This window comes from Pseudomonadales bacterium, from assembly GCA_024234435.1.
Classification (GTDB): domain Bacteria; phylum Pseudomonadota; class Gammaproteobacteria; order Pseudomonadales; family Porticoccaceae; genus JACKOF01.
In genome coordinates this window covers 144132-158859 of sequence record JACKOF010000002.1, presented here as the reverse complement: position 1 = coordinate 158859, position 14728 = coordinate 144132, and the positions used below count along the sequence as shown (strand labels likewise).

General features: G+C 49.6%; 11 protein-coding genes. 9 read left to right on the top strand and 2 right to left on the bottom strand.

Annotation, left to right across the window (positions count from 1 at the left end):
• Position 1 precedes the first annotated feature (1 nt).
• Positions 2-1051: a Vi polysaccharide biosynthesis UDP-N-acetylglucosaminuronic acid C-4 epimerase TviC gene (gene tviC / locus H7A02_10550; protein ID MCP5172696.1), complete on the bottom strand. Its 1050-nt coding sequence runs from the start codon at positions 1049-1051 to the stop codon at positions 2-4.
• 235 nt (positions 1052-1286) lie between these two features.
• On the opposite strand from tviC, the gene prsK reads away from it, so the two are divergent.
• On the top strand, positions 1287-3365 hold the full coding sequence (gene prsK, locus H7A02_10545) for a PEP-CTERM system histidine kinase PrsK (GenBank protein MCP5172695.1): 2079 nt from the start codon (positions 1287-1289) through the stop codon (positions 3363-3365).
• 38 nt (positions 3366-3403) lie between these two features.
• Positions 3404-4765, top strand: a complete 1362-nt coding sequence (gene prsR, locus H7A02_10540; GenBank protein MCP5172694.1) for a PEP-CTERM-box response regulator transcription factor — start codon at positions 3404-3406, stop codon at positions 4763-4765.
• 244 nt (positions 4766-5009) lie between these two features.
• Here the strand turns inward: prsR and H7A02_10535 are convergent, their stop codons facing one another.
• Positions 5010-6419, bottom strand: a complete 1410-nt coding sequence (locus H7A02_10535) for a TIGR03013 family PEP-CTERM/XrtA system glycosyltransferase (protein MCP5172693.1) — start codon at positions 6417-6419, stop codon at positions 5010-5012.
• 440 nt (positions 6420-6859) lie between these two features.
• Here H7A02_10535 and H7A02_10530 point away from each other — a divergent pair, with 440 nt between their 5' ends.
• From H7A02_10530 to H7A02_10500, 7 genes are all read left to right on the top strand, one after another.
• Positions 6860-7483: a polysaccharide biosynthesis/export family protein gene (locus H7A02_10530; GenBank protein MCP5172692.1), complete on the top strand. Its 624-nt coding sequence runs from the start codon at positions 6860-6862 to the stop codon at positions 7481-7483.
• Between the two features lie 40 nt (positions 7484-7523).
• Positions 7524-9065 (top strand): chain length-determining protein, encoded by a 1542-nt coding sequence (locus H7A02_10525; GenBank protein ID MCP5172691.1) that lies wholly within the window; start codon positions 7524-7526, stop codon positions 9063-9065.
• Between the two features lie 79 nt (positions 9066-9144).
• Positions 9145-10104 carry an AAA family ATPase gene (locus tag H7A02_10520; protein MCP5172690.1) on the top strand — a complete coding sequence of 320 codons (960 nt, stop codon included), beginning with the start codon at positions 9145-9147 and terminating at the stop codon, positions 10102-10104.
• A gap of 13 nt (positions 10105-10117) precedes the next feature.
• Positions 10118-11581 carry a TIGR03016 family PEP-CTERM system-associated outer membrane protein gene (locus tag H7A02_10515; protein ID MCP5172689.1) on the top strand — a complete coding sequence of 488 codons (1464 nt, stop codon included), beginning with the start codon at positions 10118-10120 and terminating at the stop codon, positions 11579-11581.
• A gap of 12 nt (positions 11582-11593) precedes the next feature.
• Positions 11594-12775 carry a UDP-N-acetylglucosamine 2-epimerase (non-hydrolyzing) gene (gene wecB, locus H7A02_10510; protein MCP5172688.1) on the top strand — a complete coding sequence of 394 codons (1182 nt, stop codon included), beginning with the start codon at positions 11594-11596 and terminating at the stop codon, positions 12773-12775.
• 58 nt (positions 12776-12833) lie between these two features.
• On the top strand, positions 12834-13712 hold the full coding sequence (locus H7A02_10505) for a DUF3473 domain-containing protein (protein MCP5172687.1): 879 nt from the start codon (positions 12834-12836) through the stop codon (positions 13710-13712).
• A complete protein-coding gene (locus H7A02_10500; GenBank protein MCP5172686.1) occupies positions 13684-14715 on the top strand; it encodes a FemAB family PEP-CTERM system-associated protein in 1032 nt (343 codons plus the stop codon). Before H7A02_10505 ends, H7A02_10500 begins: the two co-directional genes overlap by 29 nt.
• The last annotated feature ends 13 nt before the right edge of the window (positions 14716-14728 follow it).

The window sequence follows — 14728 nt, the reverse complement described above, 5'->3', positions numbered from 1 at the left end:
TTTAGCTGGCGCCCGGTGAGGAGTGTGTATCCATGTGCTCCATAAACCAGTTTGCTGTTTCCGAGAGGCCCTGTTGTGCGCTGTGCGAGGGCTGGTAGCCAAGAAGCATTTTTGCTTTTGAAATGTCGGCAAGGGAGTGACGCACATCACCAGGTCTGAAATCTTCATATTGCGGTTTTGCTGTCGCCAGTTCGGGGTGTTTTTCAGTTACCAGATCCCGTATCGATTCAAACAGTTCGTTGAGTGATGTTCTTTCACCAAAAGCAACATTGAATACCTGGTTAATCGCGTCGGGGTTTGTGGTCGTGGCAGCCAGAAGATTGGCTTGAACAGTGTTGCTGATAAAACAAAAGTCTCTGGACGTTTCGCCGTCGCCATTGATCTGGCAGCCTTTTCCTGCAAGCAGATTGCCAAACCAGCGGGGTATGACCGCGGCATAGGCTCCATTCGGGTCTTGGCGCTGGCCAAAGACGTTAAAGTAGCGCAGCCCAATGGGTTCAATGCCGTAGGTTTTGGCAAACACATCGGCGTAAAGTTCGTTGACATATTTGGTGACGGCATAAGGGGATAGCGGTTTACCTATCGTGTCTTCAACCTTAGGGAGGGCGTGGTGGTCGCCATAGGTGGAAGAAGATGCCGCGTAAACAAAACGTCTTACTTTGGCGTCTCGCGCCGCAACCAGCATATTGAGGAAGCCGGTAATGTTCGCGCTGTTGGTTAGAATGGGGTCTGCAATTGAACGAGGGACACTACCCAGTGCAGCCTGATGGAGCACGAAATCCGCGCCCCGACAGGCTTTTTGACAATCTTCCTGATTGCGGATATCGCCTTCGTAAAAGGTGAAGTTTTGCCAGTTGTCCCCTGTTGCCATTTTTACGGCTTCCAGATTTTTCTGGTGGCCTGTTGCAAAGTTGTCGAGCCCGATAACTGTCTGACCGAGATTCAGCAGTTCCTCAAGCAGGTTTGAGCCGATGAACCCGGCGACGCCTGTAATCAGCCAGGTGTGTTGCTGCTGGTTAAGCTGCTCTTTAAGCTCTAGGTAGGCGGACAACGGAGGTTCCTTTTTTTGGCTGGTTTGTTTGTGAGCCCGAGGGCTAATTCTAGCGCGTCATGATAGCCCGAATAAAGTGGAAGTGGGGGTGATAGGTGCCGGGTTTGTCGTTAAATCCTGCCGTTCAGTGCGAAAAAGGGGCTGTTAAGGTGCTTTGGTGGTCTTGGCGGGTGACAGGCGCCGCTGTTTTTGCGATAAATGCGCCTGTCGTTATTTCATTATAAGGAGTATTGCGGTGGGCGCAGTGGATATTGGTTCTACCAGCTATGCGTTTGCATTTGTCGGTTACCTTGTGCTGATGTTGCTGCTGCTGTTTTCCTGGAGGGGTAAGTCGTTGGGGGTGGCGCTTATTGTTGCCAGCTTCTTTTCTGCAGTGTGGGCAGGCATTATTGCTGCTGGTGAGTATGGTGTACAGATTTCCTTTCAGGTGATGCAACTGTCCGAACTGGCTCGCACATTAACCTGGTGCCTTTTTTTGCTGGCTGCGGTAGAGCGTAAATCAGGTCATTCAGTGCGAAATTCCCGCCTGTTCAAGTCGGCATTTGCTCTGGCCCTGCTATTGCTGGGCGTTGCCCTTTTGTCCACCTTCCCCTCCCTGCAACCGAAATTTGAGGCGACACTGGTTCGGGAGCTGGTGCTGGTGATCTGGGTGGCAATTGCTATCGTTGGAATGGCTCTGATTGAACAAGTGTTTCGTAACTCCAACGAAAACCAGCGTTGGGCAGCCAAATTTCTCTGTCTGGGTGTGGGTGTTATTTTTGCCTACGATTTTTTTATGTACGCCGATGCGCTGTTGTTTAAAAAAATCAGTTTGCGATTGTGGGAAGCGCGTGGATTTGTGAACAGCATGGCGGTGCCACTTATTGCTGTTTCCGTTGCCCGCAATCCTAAATATGAAATAGATATTCATGTTTCCAGAAAGGTGGTTTTTCATACCGCTACAATCATGGGTGCTGGTATTTACCTGCTGTCTATGGCGGCTGTTGGGTATCTGATTCGCTATTACGGCGCTACCTGGGGCGGTGTGTTGCAGATCGTTTTCCTGGTGGGTGCTGGTGTGCTGCTTTTAGGGTTGTTGTTCTCTGACAAAATCAGGGCGAAACTTCGTGTTCTACTCAGTAAGCACTTTTTCTCCTATAAGTATGATTATCGGGAGGAGTGGCAGAAATTTACGCAGCATCTTGCCGAGAGTGGTGACAGCGTTCCGGAGCGGATTATCCGGGCAATTGCAGTGTTAACCAACAGCCCTGGTGGTATGTTGTGGGAACGATCCGAAGATGGGAAGTATGTGCTGCTTGATCGTTGGCATATCCCTGCCCCGGAGTTGATGAGCAGTAGTTCTCTGAATGGACTGGTGGCATTTATCGAAGAAACGCAATGGATTGTTGATATAGATGAGTACTTCCAGCAGCCGCAAAAATATGGTGATTTGGTGCTTCCTGAGTGGCTGACAGGTATGCCCAATGTCTGGCTGATAGTGCCGCTGATGTACCGAGGGAAATGTCTTGGTTTTGTTGTTTTAAAACATACCGAATTTCAAAAAGGCCTGAACTGGGAGGACCGGGATTTGCTGAAGGTAGCAGGCCGTCAGGCCGCTAGCTATCTCGCCCAATATCAGTCTGACCGCGCTCTGGTTCAGTCGCAACAGTTCGAGGCATTTAACAGATTGTCAGCCTACATTGTTCACGATCTGAAGAATATTCTCGCCCAGCAATCACTTATTGTTTCCAACGCTGAAAAGCACAAACATAAGCCAGAGTTTGTTGATGATGTCATTTCTACGATCAGTCATTCAGTCGCGCGAATGACTAACCTGATGAAGCAGATGCGCAGCGGTGAGCGTGGCGGTGCTTCAGAAGTGATCAGTTTGGGTGAGGTATTGCTGCAGGTAACAGAGCGGTTGAGTGTCAAACATCCGCAACCTCGACTGGAGCAGCCCCCGGAAGATATCCTGGTTAACGCTGATAGAGAGCAATTGGCTACAGTGTTTGGTCATATCATTCAAAATGCTCAGGAAGCTACTCCCAGAGGCGGTGAGGTTTCTGTTTCGGTAGTGCGAGAAGACGGAGGCGTTTGTGTTCGGGTAGAAGACACGGGTGTGGGGATGGATGAAGACTTCATCAGGGAACGATTGTTCAAACCCTTTGATTCAACGAAGGGCTTGACCGGAATGGGCGTCGGAGCTTTTGAGAGTCGCGAATACGTTCGTTCGTTAGGCGGGGATATTTCGGTCACGAGTCAGCCCGGTGTTGGCTCACTGTTTCGTATCATTTTGCCGTACAATTATTCGAGTGCGGAGACTCAGGGTTTTTAACTGCGTTACCGTTAATGGCAGCGTTGCGGGAGATAAAATTGAAGGATTCCAAAAAGTCTCTATTGATTGTAGAGGACGATGAAGGTTTACAGAGTCAGTTGCGTTGGTGTTTCGATGGCTACGAAGTTGTTATTTGTGGTGACAGGGAGTCAGCGATTACCCAGCTGAGACGATACCAGCCAAAGGTTGTGTTGCTCGATTTGGGTTTGCCTCCCGACCCTGGGGGAGTTACTGAGGGATTGGCAACGCTTGAGCAGATTTTGTCCATGGCGCCGGAAACAAAAGTTATCATTGTCACGGGTGATAATGACCGGGCTAATGCGGTAAAAGCGATCGGAATGGGCGCTTATGATTTTTATCAAAAGCCGGTTGAGCCTGAGATTCTCGCGCTGATGGTGGACAGGGTCTATCAGGTTTGTCAGCTGGAGTCAGAAAACAGGAAGCTGTCAGGGGGGCAGATTGGCACTCCGCTGCGCGGTGTTGTTGCTGCCAGTGATGTGATGCTGAAGCTTTGTCGTACAGTTGAGAAGGTTGCACCTTCAGATATTACGACGTTGTTGCTTGGTGAAAGCGGAACGGGCAAAGAAGTAATTGCAAGAGCCCTGCATGAATTGAATCCGCGCTCGAATAAAAGAATGGTTGCCATCAATTGCGCAGCCATTCCTGACAACTTGCTGGAAAGCGAACTGTTTGGTTACGAAAAAGGGGCGTTTACCGGTGCAACCAAACGAACAGAAGGCAAGATTGAATACGCCAATGGTGGAACGCTGTTTCTTGACGAAATTGGCGACTTGCCTCTTGAGTTGCAGGCAAAACTGCTACGATTTTTGCAGGAGCGTGTGATTGAGCGTGTGGGTGGTAGAGAAGAAATCCCAATTGACGTCAGGATTATCTGTGCGACCCATCAGGATCTCTCCGAACATATAAAGGAGGGCCGTTTTCGAGAAGATCTGTATTATCGGGTTAGTGAGGTGACTGTTCAGATCCCGCCTCTCCGGGAACGAGACGGTGACGCTGTATTGCTTGCCAGGGCTTTTTTAAGCAAATTTAACGAAGAATTTTCGAAATCCATTCGGGGTTTTGATGCGGATGCCATTCGGGCCATCGAGCGTTATGAGTGGCCAGGTAATGTGCGTGAGCTTGAAAGCCGGATCAAGCGTGCCATGATTATGGCGGATAATTCCCATATCACTGCGGAGGATCTTGAGCTGGATGTGGGTGAGGTTGATGGTGAACCAGCGCCGTTCAATTTGAGGCAGGTGCGGGAGGACGCTGAACGATCTGCCATTGTCAAAACCCTGGCAAGCACCAACGATAACGTTTCTGAAACGGCCAAGTTGCTCGGTGTCACTAGACCAACATTGTACAATTTGCTTGAAAAATACGGCATTCGCTCCTGATGTTTTAATGGATGTGCTTTTGTGTGCGCCAGTCCTCAGCAAATGCTTTTATCTTTCTTTTAATTTGTTAAACTTCGCCTGCGCTCAGGATGAGCGCATAGCAGGGAGGCAGGCCAGGATAGGCCTTTTGCACAGGATGTGCTGAGGAACGGAGATTCCGGCTTCCCTGCTATCTTTTTTTCGATGCTAATCTTTTTCCTGGGTCTTGCTTGGCTTGGCTGCTTTTTTATATATGACCGACGCCTCAGCGTCCTTTGCCGAACAGCACGATTTCTACGGTGCGTACCAGAATTTTTATGTCCAGTAAAAAGCTGCGGTGTTTCAGGTAATAAAGGTCATATTTGAGTTTTTCGGCGGCATCTTCTTCTGTTGAACCGTAGGGATACTTTAACTGTGCCCACCCGGTTAGCCCCGGTTTCACATTGTGGCGTTCATTGTAATAGGGGATAGACCTGATCAGGTCCTGAACAAATTCAGGGCGTTCCGGCCTTGGGCCGACAAAACCCATATCGCCTTTCAGTACGTTATATATTTGTGGGAGCTCATCAAGCCGATACTTGCGAATAAAGCCACCAATGCGGGTTGTTCGGTCGTCATTGATGGAAGCCCAGACAGCACTTCCCGATTCGGCATCGGTTCGCATGCTCCTGAATTTAATAATTCGAAAGGTTCTTCCGTCTAGCCCGACCCGCTCCTGGAAATAGAAAATGGGTGCTCCGAAGCCATCGTCCAGTTTGATGGCAATGGCTGTGATAAGCATGAGGGGCCAGCAAAAAAACAGCACAATAGCGGCCATGGTGGCATTAAAGATCCAGTCCAGCGCGTTTCTCAAATAGTGCGATGATGCAAACCCGTTGGAGTAAATAACCCAGCTGGGATAGATCAGGTTAACGGCTATCTGGCCGGTTTCCCGCTCGATGAAATCAAGGATGTCAACAATGTTGGTGCCCCGGATTTTGCAGGCGAACAGCTCGTCTACAGGTAGGTTGTTGCGCCGTTCATCGCAGGCGACCACTATCTCGTTGATCTGGTTTTCCAGAACAAATGAAAGCAGGGCTCCTTTCTCTATGTTGAAAATTCGCTCTCTCTTAAAGCAGTCGGGGGCATCGCCCGGCATGGAGACCAGCCCAAAAAGCTCAAAACCGTGCCTGTCGACTTTCCGTCGCATTCTCTTCTCTACGATTGACGCGCGCTCGCCTGCGCCAAGTATCAGAACGCGCACCTTGTTAAGCACCAGCATGTCGAACCGGGCCGTCATATAGCGGAGCGTGCCAGCCATGAGAAAGCCTGCGATAGCGGCAGTTGCTATTACTTCAAAGCCAAAGGGAGTGGGTGAAACAAACAGGGCTACCAGTACAGAAAATTCAACACAACCGAGCGTGGTGGCAATGGCTATTCTCCGCAGCACGCTGCGCAGGGTTTCGCGCGTGCGGGGGTTATACAGGCCGAGAGACAGCGATGTAAGCAGCGTGAGCAGAGAGAATATAATACCGTAGATAGCCTGGATATTGCTGTCGAGACTTATGCGGTCGGAAAGCTCAAGCCAGTTATTGGCTTGAACAGCCAAAAGGAGGGCACAAAAATACACACCCAGTTCAGCTACGGTGAGGATCTTGTAGCCAGTAGATAAGTCGCGAAAATCGGTTCTTGTCATATCCTTCTCTGAGCCGGTTTCAGGCTAGCGGTTGTCTTGTTTCTGTGACGTGCTCCGAGCTTATAGTCAGTGCCGCGCGGGTCACTCTTGGCTCTGGTAATCTTTGCTGAGAGCTATTGTACCCGAGTTTTGTTCTGTCGCTAACCATCATTCTTTACCCGCTGTTCGCGTTTTCGCTGTCTTGAGTGTTGCGTCTGTGCCGACTGGTCGTTACCGTGGAGAAGTAGTAGTCAAAAAGCCTGTTAATTGTATCAAAGGTAGTTCAGCTACCGAGCGGTATCGTTCGGGTGAATAATTGCTGTAATGTTGCGGATAGAAAATGAGTACGTGCTCCGGATCGCTTGCTAGGCAAGCATTTTGGAGTCATGCTACACTCTTTTGCCGTCTGTTCGATACAAAACACCATAGGGAGGGAATGAACGGTGTCTGGTCAATTCTCAATGTTTGTTAAAAAAGTAATGCTGGCAGTTTGCCCGGTTTTGGCAGTGCTGGTGATTTCCGGTTGCGGTTCCACTCATTCTGAGCTTTCTTCCACGGGGGGTGATGTGCCTCCTGACTATGACTACGTCATTGGTCCCGGCGATAGCATGGAGATTTTTGTCTGGGGCAATGAAGAGCTCACGGTGAATAATGTGCAGGTTCGCCCGGATGGAAAGATTACCACTCGACTGGTTGAAAACATCCAGGCTAGCGGGAAAACGCCATCGCAATTGGCGAGGGATATTGAGGCCGCTTATTCCGAGTATGTGAAGAGCGCTGTCGTCAGTGTCATTGTGGGTGGCTTCCAGGGTGTCCCTTCCCAGCAGGTTCGGGTGATTGGTGAAGCGGCTAACCCTTTGAAAGTTCCGTACTCAAAACACATGACTCTGCTCGATCTGATGGTTGAAGTGGGCGGTTTGACGGAGTTTGCTGACGGCAATGATGCTGTTTTAGTGAGGCAGTTCGGTGGCGAGCAGAAAACGTATAACATTCGTCTGGCTGATTTGCTTGAAAACGGTGATATTTCTGCCAATGTTCCGCTGTTTCCCGGTGACATAGTCATTATTCCTGAAGCCTGGTTTTAATTTGGCAGCTTTACTGCTGTAACACGGAGAGAGTAAAGCAATGCAGGAGATATTAGGGCAGCTTTTTGCCCATGTGGCAGGTGTTTGGCGTAACAGATGGATTGCTCTTGCGGTAGCCTGGCTGGTTGCGATATTGGGTTGGGCATGGGTGGCTCAGATGCCAAAGCAATATCTGGCAACCGCACGGGTGCATGTTGATAGCAACAGTATTTTGCGACCGCTGCTGAGGGGGGTGGCTATCCAACCGAATATTGATCAGCGGGTTGAACTGATGAGTCGGACATTGATCAGCAGGCCCAATCTTGAAAAGCTGATGCGGATGACCGATCTTGATTTGCGTGCCAAAAACGAGAAAGAAAAGGAGCAGCTTCTGACCGAACTGAAAAGCTCCATTGAGCTGGCAGGGAGCCGAAGAAACTCTTCTCTGTACTCTGTTTCGTTCTATCATGGTGACAGGGATCTTGCCAAGAAAGTTGTACAAGCACTGCTCACTGTCTTTATTGAAAGCACGATGGGTGGCGAACGCAGTGATGCAACTGGCGCGCAAAACTTTCTTGATCAGCAAATAGCCGACTACGAAAAAAGACTGGTGGAAGCTGAATCCCGGTTGGCAAGTTTTAAACAAAAAAATGCCGGTATTCTGCCTGGGAAGGCCGGTGGCTACTATCAGCGACTCAGTTTGGCTCAGAATCAGCTGAGTGAGGCAAAACTTCAGCTTCGTGAAATGCAAAACCGGCGCGATGAACTAAAAAGGCAGTTGTCTGGTGAGCAGCCGGTATTTCTTTCCAGTGGCTCTGCTTCGGCCCCGCAATCCTCTCTTGATGGGCGTATTAATTTGCTTAAATCGAAACTGGATAATCTGTTAACCCGGTACACTGAAAAGCATCCTGAGGTTGTTCAGATAAACAGCCTGATTGCCGCTCTCGAGGAGGAGCGTAGCGTCGAGCTGAAAAAGGCAATGGCCGGAGAGTCATCAGATCTTTCCGGGCTTAGCAGCAGTCCGGTCTATCAGCAGATGAGGGCTATGCTTGCCGAGTCAGAGGCCAGTGTTGCTGAGTTGCAGGTTAGGGTTTCGGAATACCAGAGTCGTGTTGAAAACCTCGAAAAAGTGGTGGATAGCGTACCGGTTATCGAAGCAGAACTGGTTCAGTTGAATCGGGATTATGAGGTGGTTTCCCAGCAGCATACCGAGCTTCTTCAGCGTCGTGAATCTGCACGCATTTCTGAAGATGTCGAGCAGCAGGCAAACGATTTGGTCTTCAAAGTGATAGACCCTCCCTTTGTTCCATTGAAACCAAACAAGCCAAACAAGCTGTTGCTGAATGCGGGTGTGCTAGTGCTGTCTTTGGGTGTGGGTGTGGGTGTTGCTTTGCTGATGTCATTGCTGCGACCGGTGATATCCGGGCAAGGTGATCTTCGGTTGGCCACCGGGTTGCCCGTGCTGGGCAGCGTAACGTTTATACCGACGGCTGCACAGCAAAAGATGGCGTCGGTTCGAAATATCCAGTTTCTGGTGCTGACAGTCTGCCTGATGCTGCTTTTTGCTGGCGTCACCATTGGACAGCAATGGTTATTAATGTAATGCAACTATTGAATTGGCTTTTGAAAAGGGCTAATGACGGAAAGCCAATAAAAACTGATGATAAGTGCGATGGATTCGTATGAGTACAATTGAAAAAGCGGTTGAAAAACTGGGGAAAAAGAGTTCAGGCAAGCCGAAAAATCCGGATGCAGTGGACGATTTTATCGCAGACGATTTTCGGGCAGAACCTGCACCGGCTTCCTTTGTTGATGATGCCGTAGCGATTCGTCCGGATGCAGCGCAAGGCCGGGTGAACAACAAGGAAATCATTGAGCTGCCCCTATCGCGGCTGGCAGAGTTGGGGGTGATTACCCCCGATAAACCCAGGACTCAGATTGCCGAGGAATACCGTGCAATCAAGCGTCCCTTACTGCGTAACATTGCCGGTGAGGGAGCGGGAGCTATTGAGAACCCGAACCTTATTATGGTGACCAGCTCACTGGAAGGTGAAGGAAAGACATTCTCAGCGGTTAATTTGATGATGAGTATGTCGATGGAGAGTAACAAGACGGTTCTGTTTGTTGATGCTGATGTGGCCAAGGCTTCTTCGAGTAGAATGCTGGGAGTGTCAGATGACGCCCCCGGGCTAATTGATGTATTGCAGCATGACGAGATTGGCATTGAGGATGTGTTGCTGCAGAGCAATATCCCTAATATCCGCTTGATTCCGGCCGGACATGTGAATGACCGAGCAACAGAGTTACTTGCCAGTGATCGAATGCTGCGGTTGATGGAGGAGTTGTCGAGCCGTTACCCAGACCGAATTATTATCTTTGATTCGCCGCCACTGCTACAAACCAGCGAGGCCAATGTTCTGGCTAATTTGATGGGGCAGATTGTCTTTGTTGTTGAGGCTGAAAAAACGGCAAAGGATGCTGTTGCTCAGGCCGTAGGGCAGATAAGTGACGACAAAGTGGTTGGTATGGTTTTGAATAAAGCCAGACAATATCCATGGGATACCCACCTTTACGGCAGAGGTTATGGCTACGGTTACGGCTATGGTTCTGACCGAGTCAGGGCTGGCGAAGACAGGAGCTGACAGGAGCATTTGTATGATAACGTTCAAACAGAAGCCCCTGGCTCAGGCAATCCAGTGGTGTTTCATCATCTCTGCTGCCTGCTTTCCGTTAGCCGCATTATCTGGCGATTGGGAGAACAGTGCCAGTGTCAGCGTCGGTGGTGTTTATACGGATAACGTCGGGCTGGATGAAGAGGGTGAGGAGAGCGAGTTTATTACTGTGCTTACCCCCTCGTTCACAATAAAAGGTGAAGGTCGGCGGGCAAGCCTTGATGCTGTCGCCTCTTTCCAGTTCAACGATCTTGATGGCGATGCGGATAACTTCAACCCTCAGGGCCGCGTTAATGCAGAAGTTGAACTGCTTGAAGACTTCTTTTTTGTTGAGGGCGCTGCCCGGGTGGGCCAGACAGTCATTAATCCCTTCGCTGCAGCGGGTAACCAGCTGAATGCTACCGGCAACGTTACCACCACTTATGATTATTCCGTGACTCCCTACGTTGTGCATCGCTTCAAGCAGTTCGCTGAGTTCAGAATGGAATATTCCTATGATGAGCAAAGCTATAAAGGAGGAGCACTGGCTGATAGCACCAGTGATTCGGCAGAGGTTTCACTTAGCAGTGGCCCTGATTTCACCAGATTATCCTGGCGACTGCTCGGCGAGTACGACGAGACAACATTTGAGGATGACCCTTCCCAGCCAACAAGGGATGCTGACAACGAGCGCACCTCAGCCAGCTTGCGCCTGGGCTATCAGTTGAGCCGGAAGTGGCAGGTCAATGGTACGGTGGGTGAGGAATGGAATACCTACGAGACCTTCGACACAATTGATATTGATGACAGCTTCTGGGATGTTGGTCTTCGCTGGACGCCTACCGAACGAACGATTGTGGAAGCTGGATATGGTGAGCGATACTTTGGTTCCACTCCCCGCTTCAGTATTGAGCATCGCACCAGACGCACGACTTTTTCGGTCGATTATGTTCGCTCGTTGACAGATACCCGATCAGAGAGGGGTAATTTTACCCCGTTCCTTGCCCAGGACGCATTTGGTAACGATATTGACCCCGAGTTGGCAGAAGCTCTCCGGACCTTACTGGACAGTACTACTTTTGAAGACCAGGGTATCTTCGTCAATGAAAGCCTGGACAGTTCATTTGCTGTGCGTGGAAAACGTACCACTGTGACTTTCTCTGCACGTCGTTCAAAGCAGGTACGGCAGGATATCAATACCGATGTGTTATTTCAGTCTTATGGTATTTCTGCAGACCGAAAACTCTCTTCGGATCTTTCAGTTGATTCCAGAGTCAGCTGGCAGTCGCAAGAAGATGGCGCCGGGCTGAAATTTGATACCTTCCATATTTCCTTTGGTCTTTCCAGGCAGCTGGGTGAAAATACTGATGTTGAGTTGAGGTACAGTTATTCAGAACGAGACTCGGATCGGTTAAACGATACTTACGATGAGAACAGAATCAGCCTGCAGTTTTCGCTAGCCCTTTAGGAACCCTCGGAAATGAAGAATAACACGCCACAAATTCTCTGTGTTGTCGGCGCACGCCCAAATTTTATGAAGATCGCCCCCATCATGCGTGCATTGAGTGCACCTGAATCGGGTCTGATTGGCCGGTTGCTCCACACGGGTCAACACTACGATAAGGCCATGAAAACTTCTTTTTTTGACCAGCTGCAGATCCCCGAACCGGATATTGATCTCGGTGTGGGTTCCGGCTCTCATGCCGAGCAAACGGCGGAAATAATGAAGCGTTTTGAGCCGGAGCTGGATAAAAATCGTCCGGACGCTGTTTTGGTGGTAGGTGATGTGAACTCCACAATCGCCTGTGCCCTGGTGGCGGTGAAGAAAGGTATTCCCGTGATTCACGTTGAAGCAGGGCTTCGCAGTGGAGATCGCTCCATGCCCGAAGAGATTAATCGGGTCTTAACTGATCAGATTTCAGATTTGCTGTTTACCACGGAGCGCTCCGCTGAAGACAATCTTGTCCGCGAGGGTATTGCTCGTGACAAGGTTTACTTCGCGGGGAATGTGATGATTGATACCCTGCTGTTTAATCTGGAATCTGCGGTATCAGTCAAAGAAACGGTTCGCCACCAATGCCCCGGTTTTCTGGAGAAGCAGGAATTTTCTGATTATGGCCTGGTAACGCTGCATCGACCCTCGAATGTGGATGACGAACAAACGTTACGGCGTTTATTGAGTGTGCTATCTGAGATTAGCCAGGAAATACCACTGGTTTTTCCCGTACACCCCAGGACTCGGCAGCGGATTACAGACTTTGCTCTGGATGACATGTTATCAGCAGGAAACTTTATCTTGTTGCCGCCCCAGGGTTATCGCGAGATGCTGGGGTTGATGAAGGATGCCAGAGTGGTGCTGACCGATTCCGGCGGTATTCAGGAGGAAACGACGGCGCTTGGCGTACCCTGTATCACGCTTCGTGAAAGTACAGAGCGACCGATTACGGCTGAAGAGGGAACGAATACGGTTGTTGGAACGGATCGTGAAAAGATCATGGTTGCTTATCGGGAGGTTATGGAAACCGGAGGCAAGGTTGGTCGTGCACCAGAGTTTTGGGATGGCAAAGCGGCAGAAAGAATCGTTGAAGTTTTAAAATCCTGGTTAAACAGCCATCAAGCCAGAGGCCTCAAAAGTGAGCAGCAGGAAAAGGCGAAAACGTGATGGCTATTGTCGTAGCAGCGGGGCTGTGATGGAAAAATTTATATCGCCTAAAAATGCCATGTCAGTGGATGTGGAAGACTATTTTCAGGTCTCTGCATTCGAGAATTGTGTCAGTAAAGAAGACTGGGGCAAATTGCCTTGTCGCGTGGAAGCGAACGTAGAGCGCACCTTACAGCTGTTCGATGAGAAAAATGTGAAAGCGACATTTTTTACGCTGGGCTGGGTGGCAGAGCGCTACCCTCATCTGGTCAGGAAGATTGTGAGTGGCGGTCATGAGCTGGCCAGCCATGGTTGGGAGCACACGCGCGTCACCCAACAGGATAAGGTTTCATTCAGAGAAGACGTAACACGGACCCGTGGTTTTCTGGAGGATCTTTCCGGAGAGCAGGTGAAAGGTTACCGTGCTGCCAGTTATTCCATATGTGCGAGCAATCTGTGGGCTCTGGATGTACTGGCCGATGCGGGTTATCAATACAGCTCCAGTACAGTGCCCATCAAGCACGACCTCTACGGGCTTCCCGGTGGGCCAAGGTTTGCATTCCGGGCAGCGCAAAACCGGCTTCTTGAAATACCTATTACCACCATCAACCTTGCCGGGCGAAATATTAATTGTGGTGGCGGTGGCTGGTTTCGGTTGTTCCCCTACAGTTTTTCCCGGTGGGCAATGAGGCAGGTGAACAACAAGGATCAGCAGTCGGGAATTTTTTATTTCCATCCCTGGGAGGTGGATCCCGATCAGCCCAGACTCACTCATGCCAGTAGACGGTCGAAATTTCGCCACTATCTCAACCTGAAAAAAATGCAGCCTAGACTATCGCGCTTGATGGATGATTTTAGCTGGGGTCGGGTGGATGAAATTTTTCTTGGTAACGATAGAGAGCTTTCGCAGTATCAGGAGTGGAGCGCGGATGACGCATGTAGTTCATCAACTGTATGAAACCGATTGTTCGCGGTGGGACGATTATGTAAACCGCGCAGATTCGTCAACTTTCTTTCATCTATCAGGGTGGGCAAAGGTGCTTAAACGGGCGTTTGGGCATACCACCTATTTTCTTTTTTCAGAGAAGGCGGGGCGAATCGAAGGTGTTTTGCCTCTGGCGCATGTCAAAAGCCGGTTGTTTGGAAGTAATCTGACTTCCACACCGTTTTGTGTGTATGGGGGCATCGTTGCCGACAATGAAGAGGCAGCGTCCTCTTTGCGAGAAGCCGCATGCCGACTGGCTGAACAGTTGAATGTTGATGCTCTCGAGTTAAGAAATACAAAATCATCAGAACCCGGCTGGCCCACCAAAGATCTGTATTCTACTTTTCGCAAGGAGATGGATTCTGATCATGATGTGAACATGAAGGCCATTCCGGCAAAACAGCGGGCCATGGTGAGAAAGGGCATAAACGCCGGATTAATCAGTGAGCCTGATGAGGGCTCAGACAGAATTTATCGGGTTTACTCAGAAAGCCTGCGCAATCTCGGAACACCGGTTTTTTCCCGGAAATATTTTCGAATATTGCGGGAAGAATTTGGTGATGATTGCAAGGTGCTCATGATTCAGCATGAAGGTCAGGATATTGCCGGGGTCATGAGCTTTTATTTCAAGGATGAAGTGTTGCCTTATTATGGAGGCAGTCTTGCTATTGCCCGCAATATTAAAGGCGTGAATGACTTTATGTATTGGGAGTTGATGCGGCGTTCAGTGGATGAAGGGCTGCGCATTTTTGATTTTGGACGCAGTAAAAATGACACCGGGGCTTTCAAGTTTAAAAAGAACTGGGGTTTTGAGCCGGCACCACTTTACTACCAGTACTATCTGGTGAAATCCACGGAAATACCGGAAGTCAATCCGATGAACCCGAAGTATCAGTTCTTTATCAAAAGCTGGAAAAAGCTGCCTGTATGTATTTCAAATCGGGTTGGCCCCTTTCTGGCAAAGAGTCTTGGGTGAAATGATGTCGATG

Excerpts from the sequence above, each read along its gene's own strand:
- H7A02_10520 (MCP5172690.1), top strand. The coding sequence starts at position 9,145 with ATGAGTACAATTGAAAAAGCGGTTGAAAAACTGGGGAAAAAGAGTTCA.
- H7A02_10505 (MCP5172687.1), top strand. The coding sequence starts at position 12,834 with ATGTCAGTGGATGTGGAAGACTATTTTCAGGTCTCTGCATTCGAGAAT.
- H7A02_10525 (MCP5172691.1), top strand. The coding sequence starts at position 7,524 with ATGCAGGAGATATTAGGGCAGCTTTTTGCCCATGTGGCAGGTGTTTGG.
- H7A02_10500 (MCP5172686.1), top strand. The coding sequence starts at position 13,684 with ATGACGCATGTAGTTCATCAACTGTATGAAACCGATTGTTCGCGGTGG.
- H7A02_10515 (MCP5172689.1), top strand. The coding sequence starts at position 10,118 with ATGATAACGTTCAAACAGAAGCCCCTGGCTCAGGCAATCCAGTGGTGT.
- wecB (MCP5172688.1), top strand. The coding sequence starts at position 11,594 with ATGAAGAATAACACGCCACAAATTCTCTGTGTTGTCGGCGCACGCCCA.
- H7A02_10535 (MCP5172693.1), bottom strand. The coding sequence starts at position 6,419 with ATGACAAGAACCGATTTTCGCGACTTATCTACTGGCTACAAGATCCTC.
- H7A02_10530 (MCP5172692.1), top strand. The coding sequence starts at position 6,860 with ATGTTTGTTAAAAAAGTAATGCTGGCAGTTTGCCCGGTTTTGGCAGTG.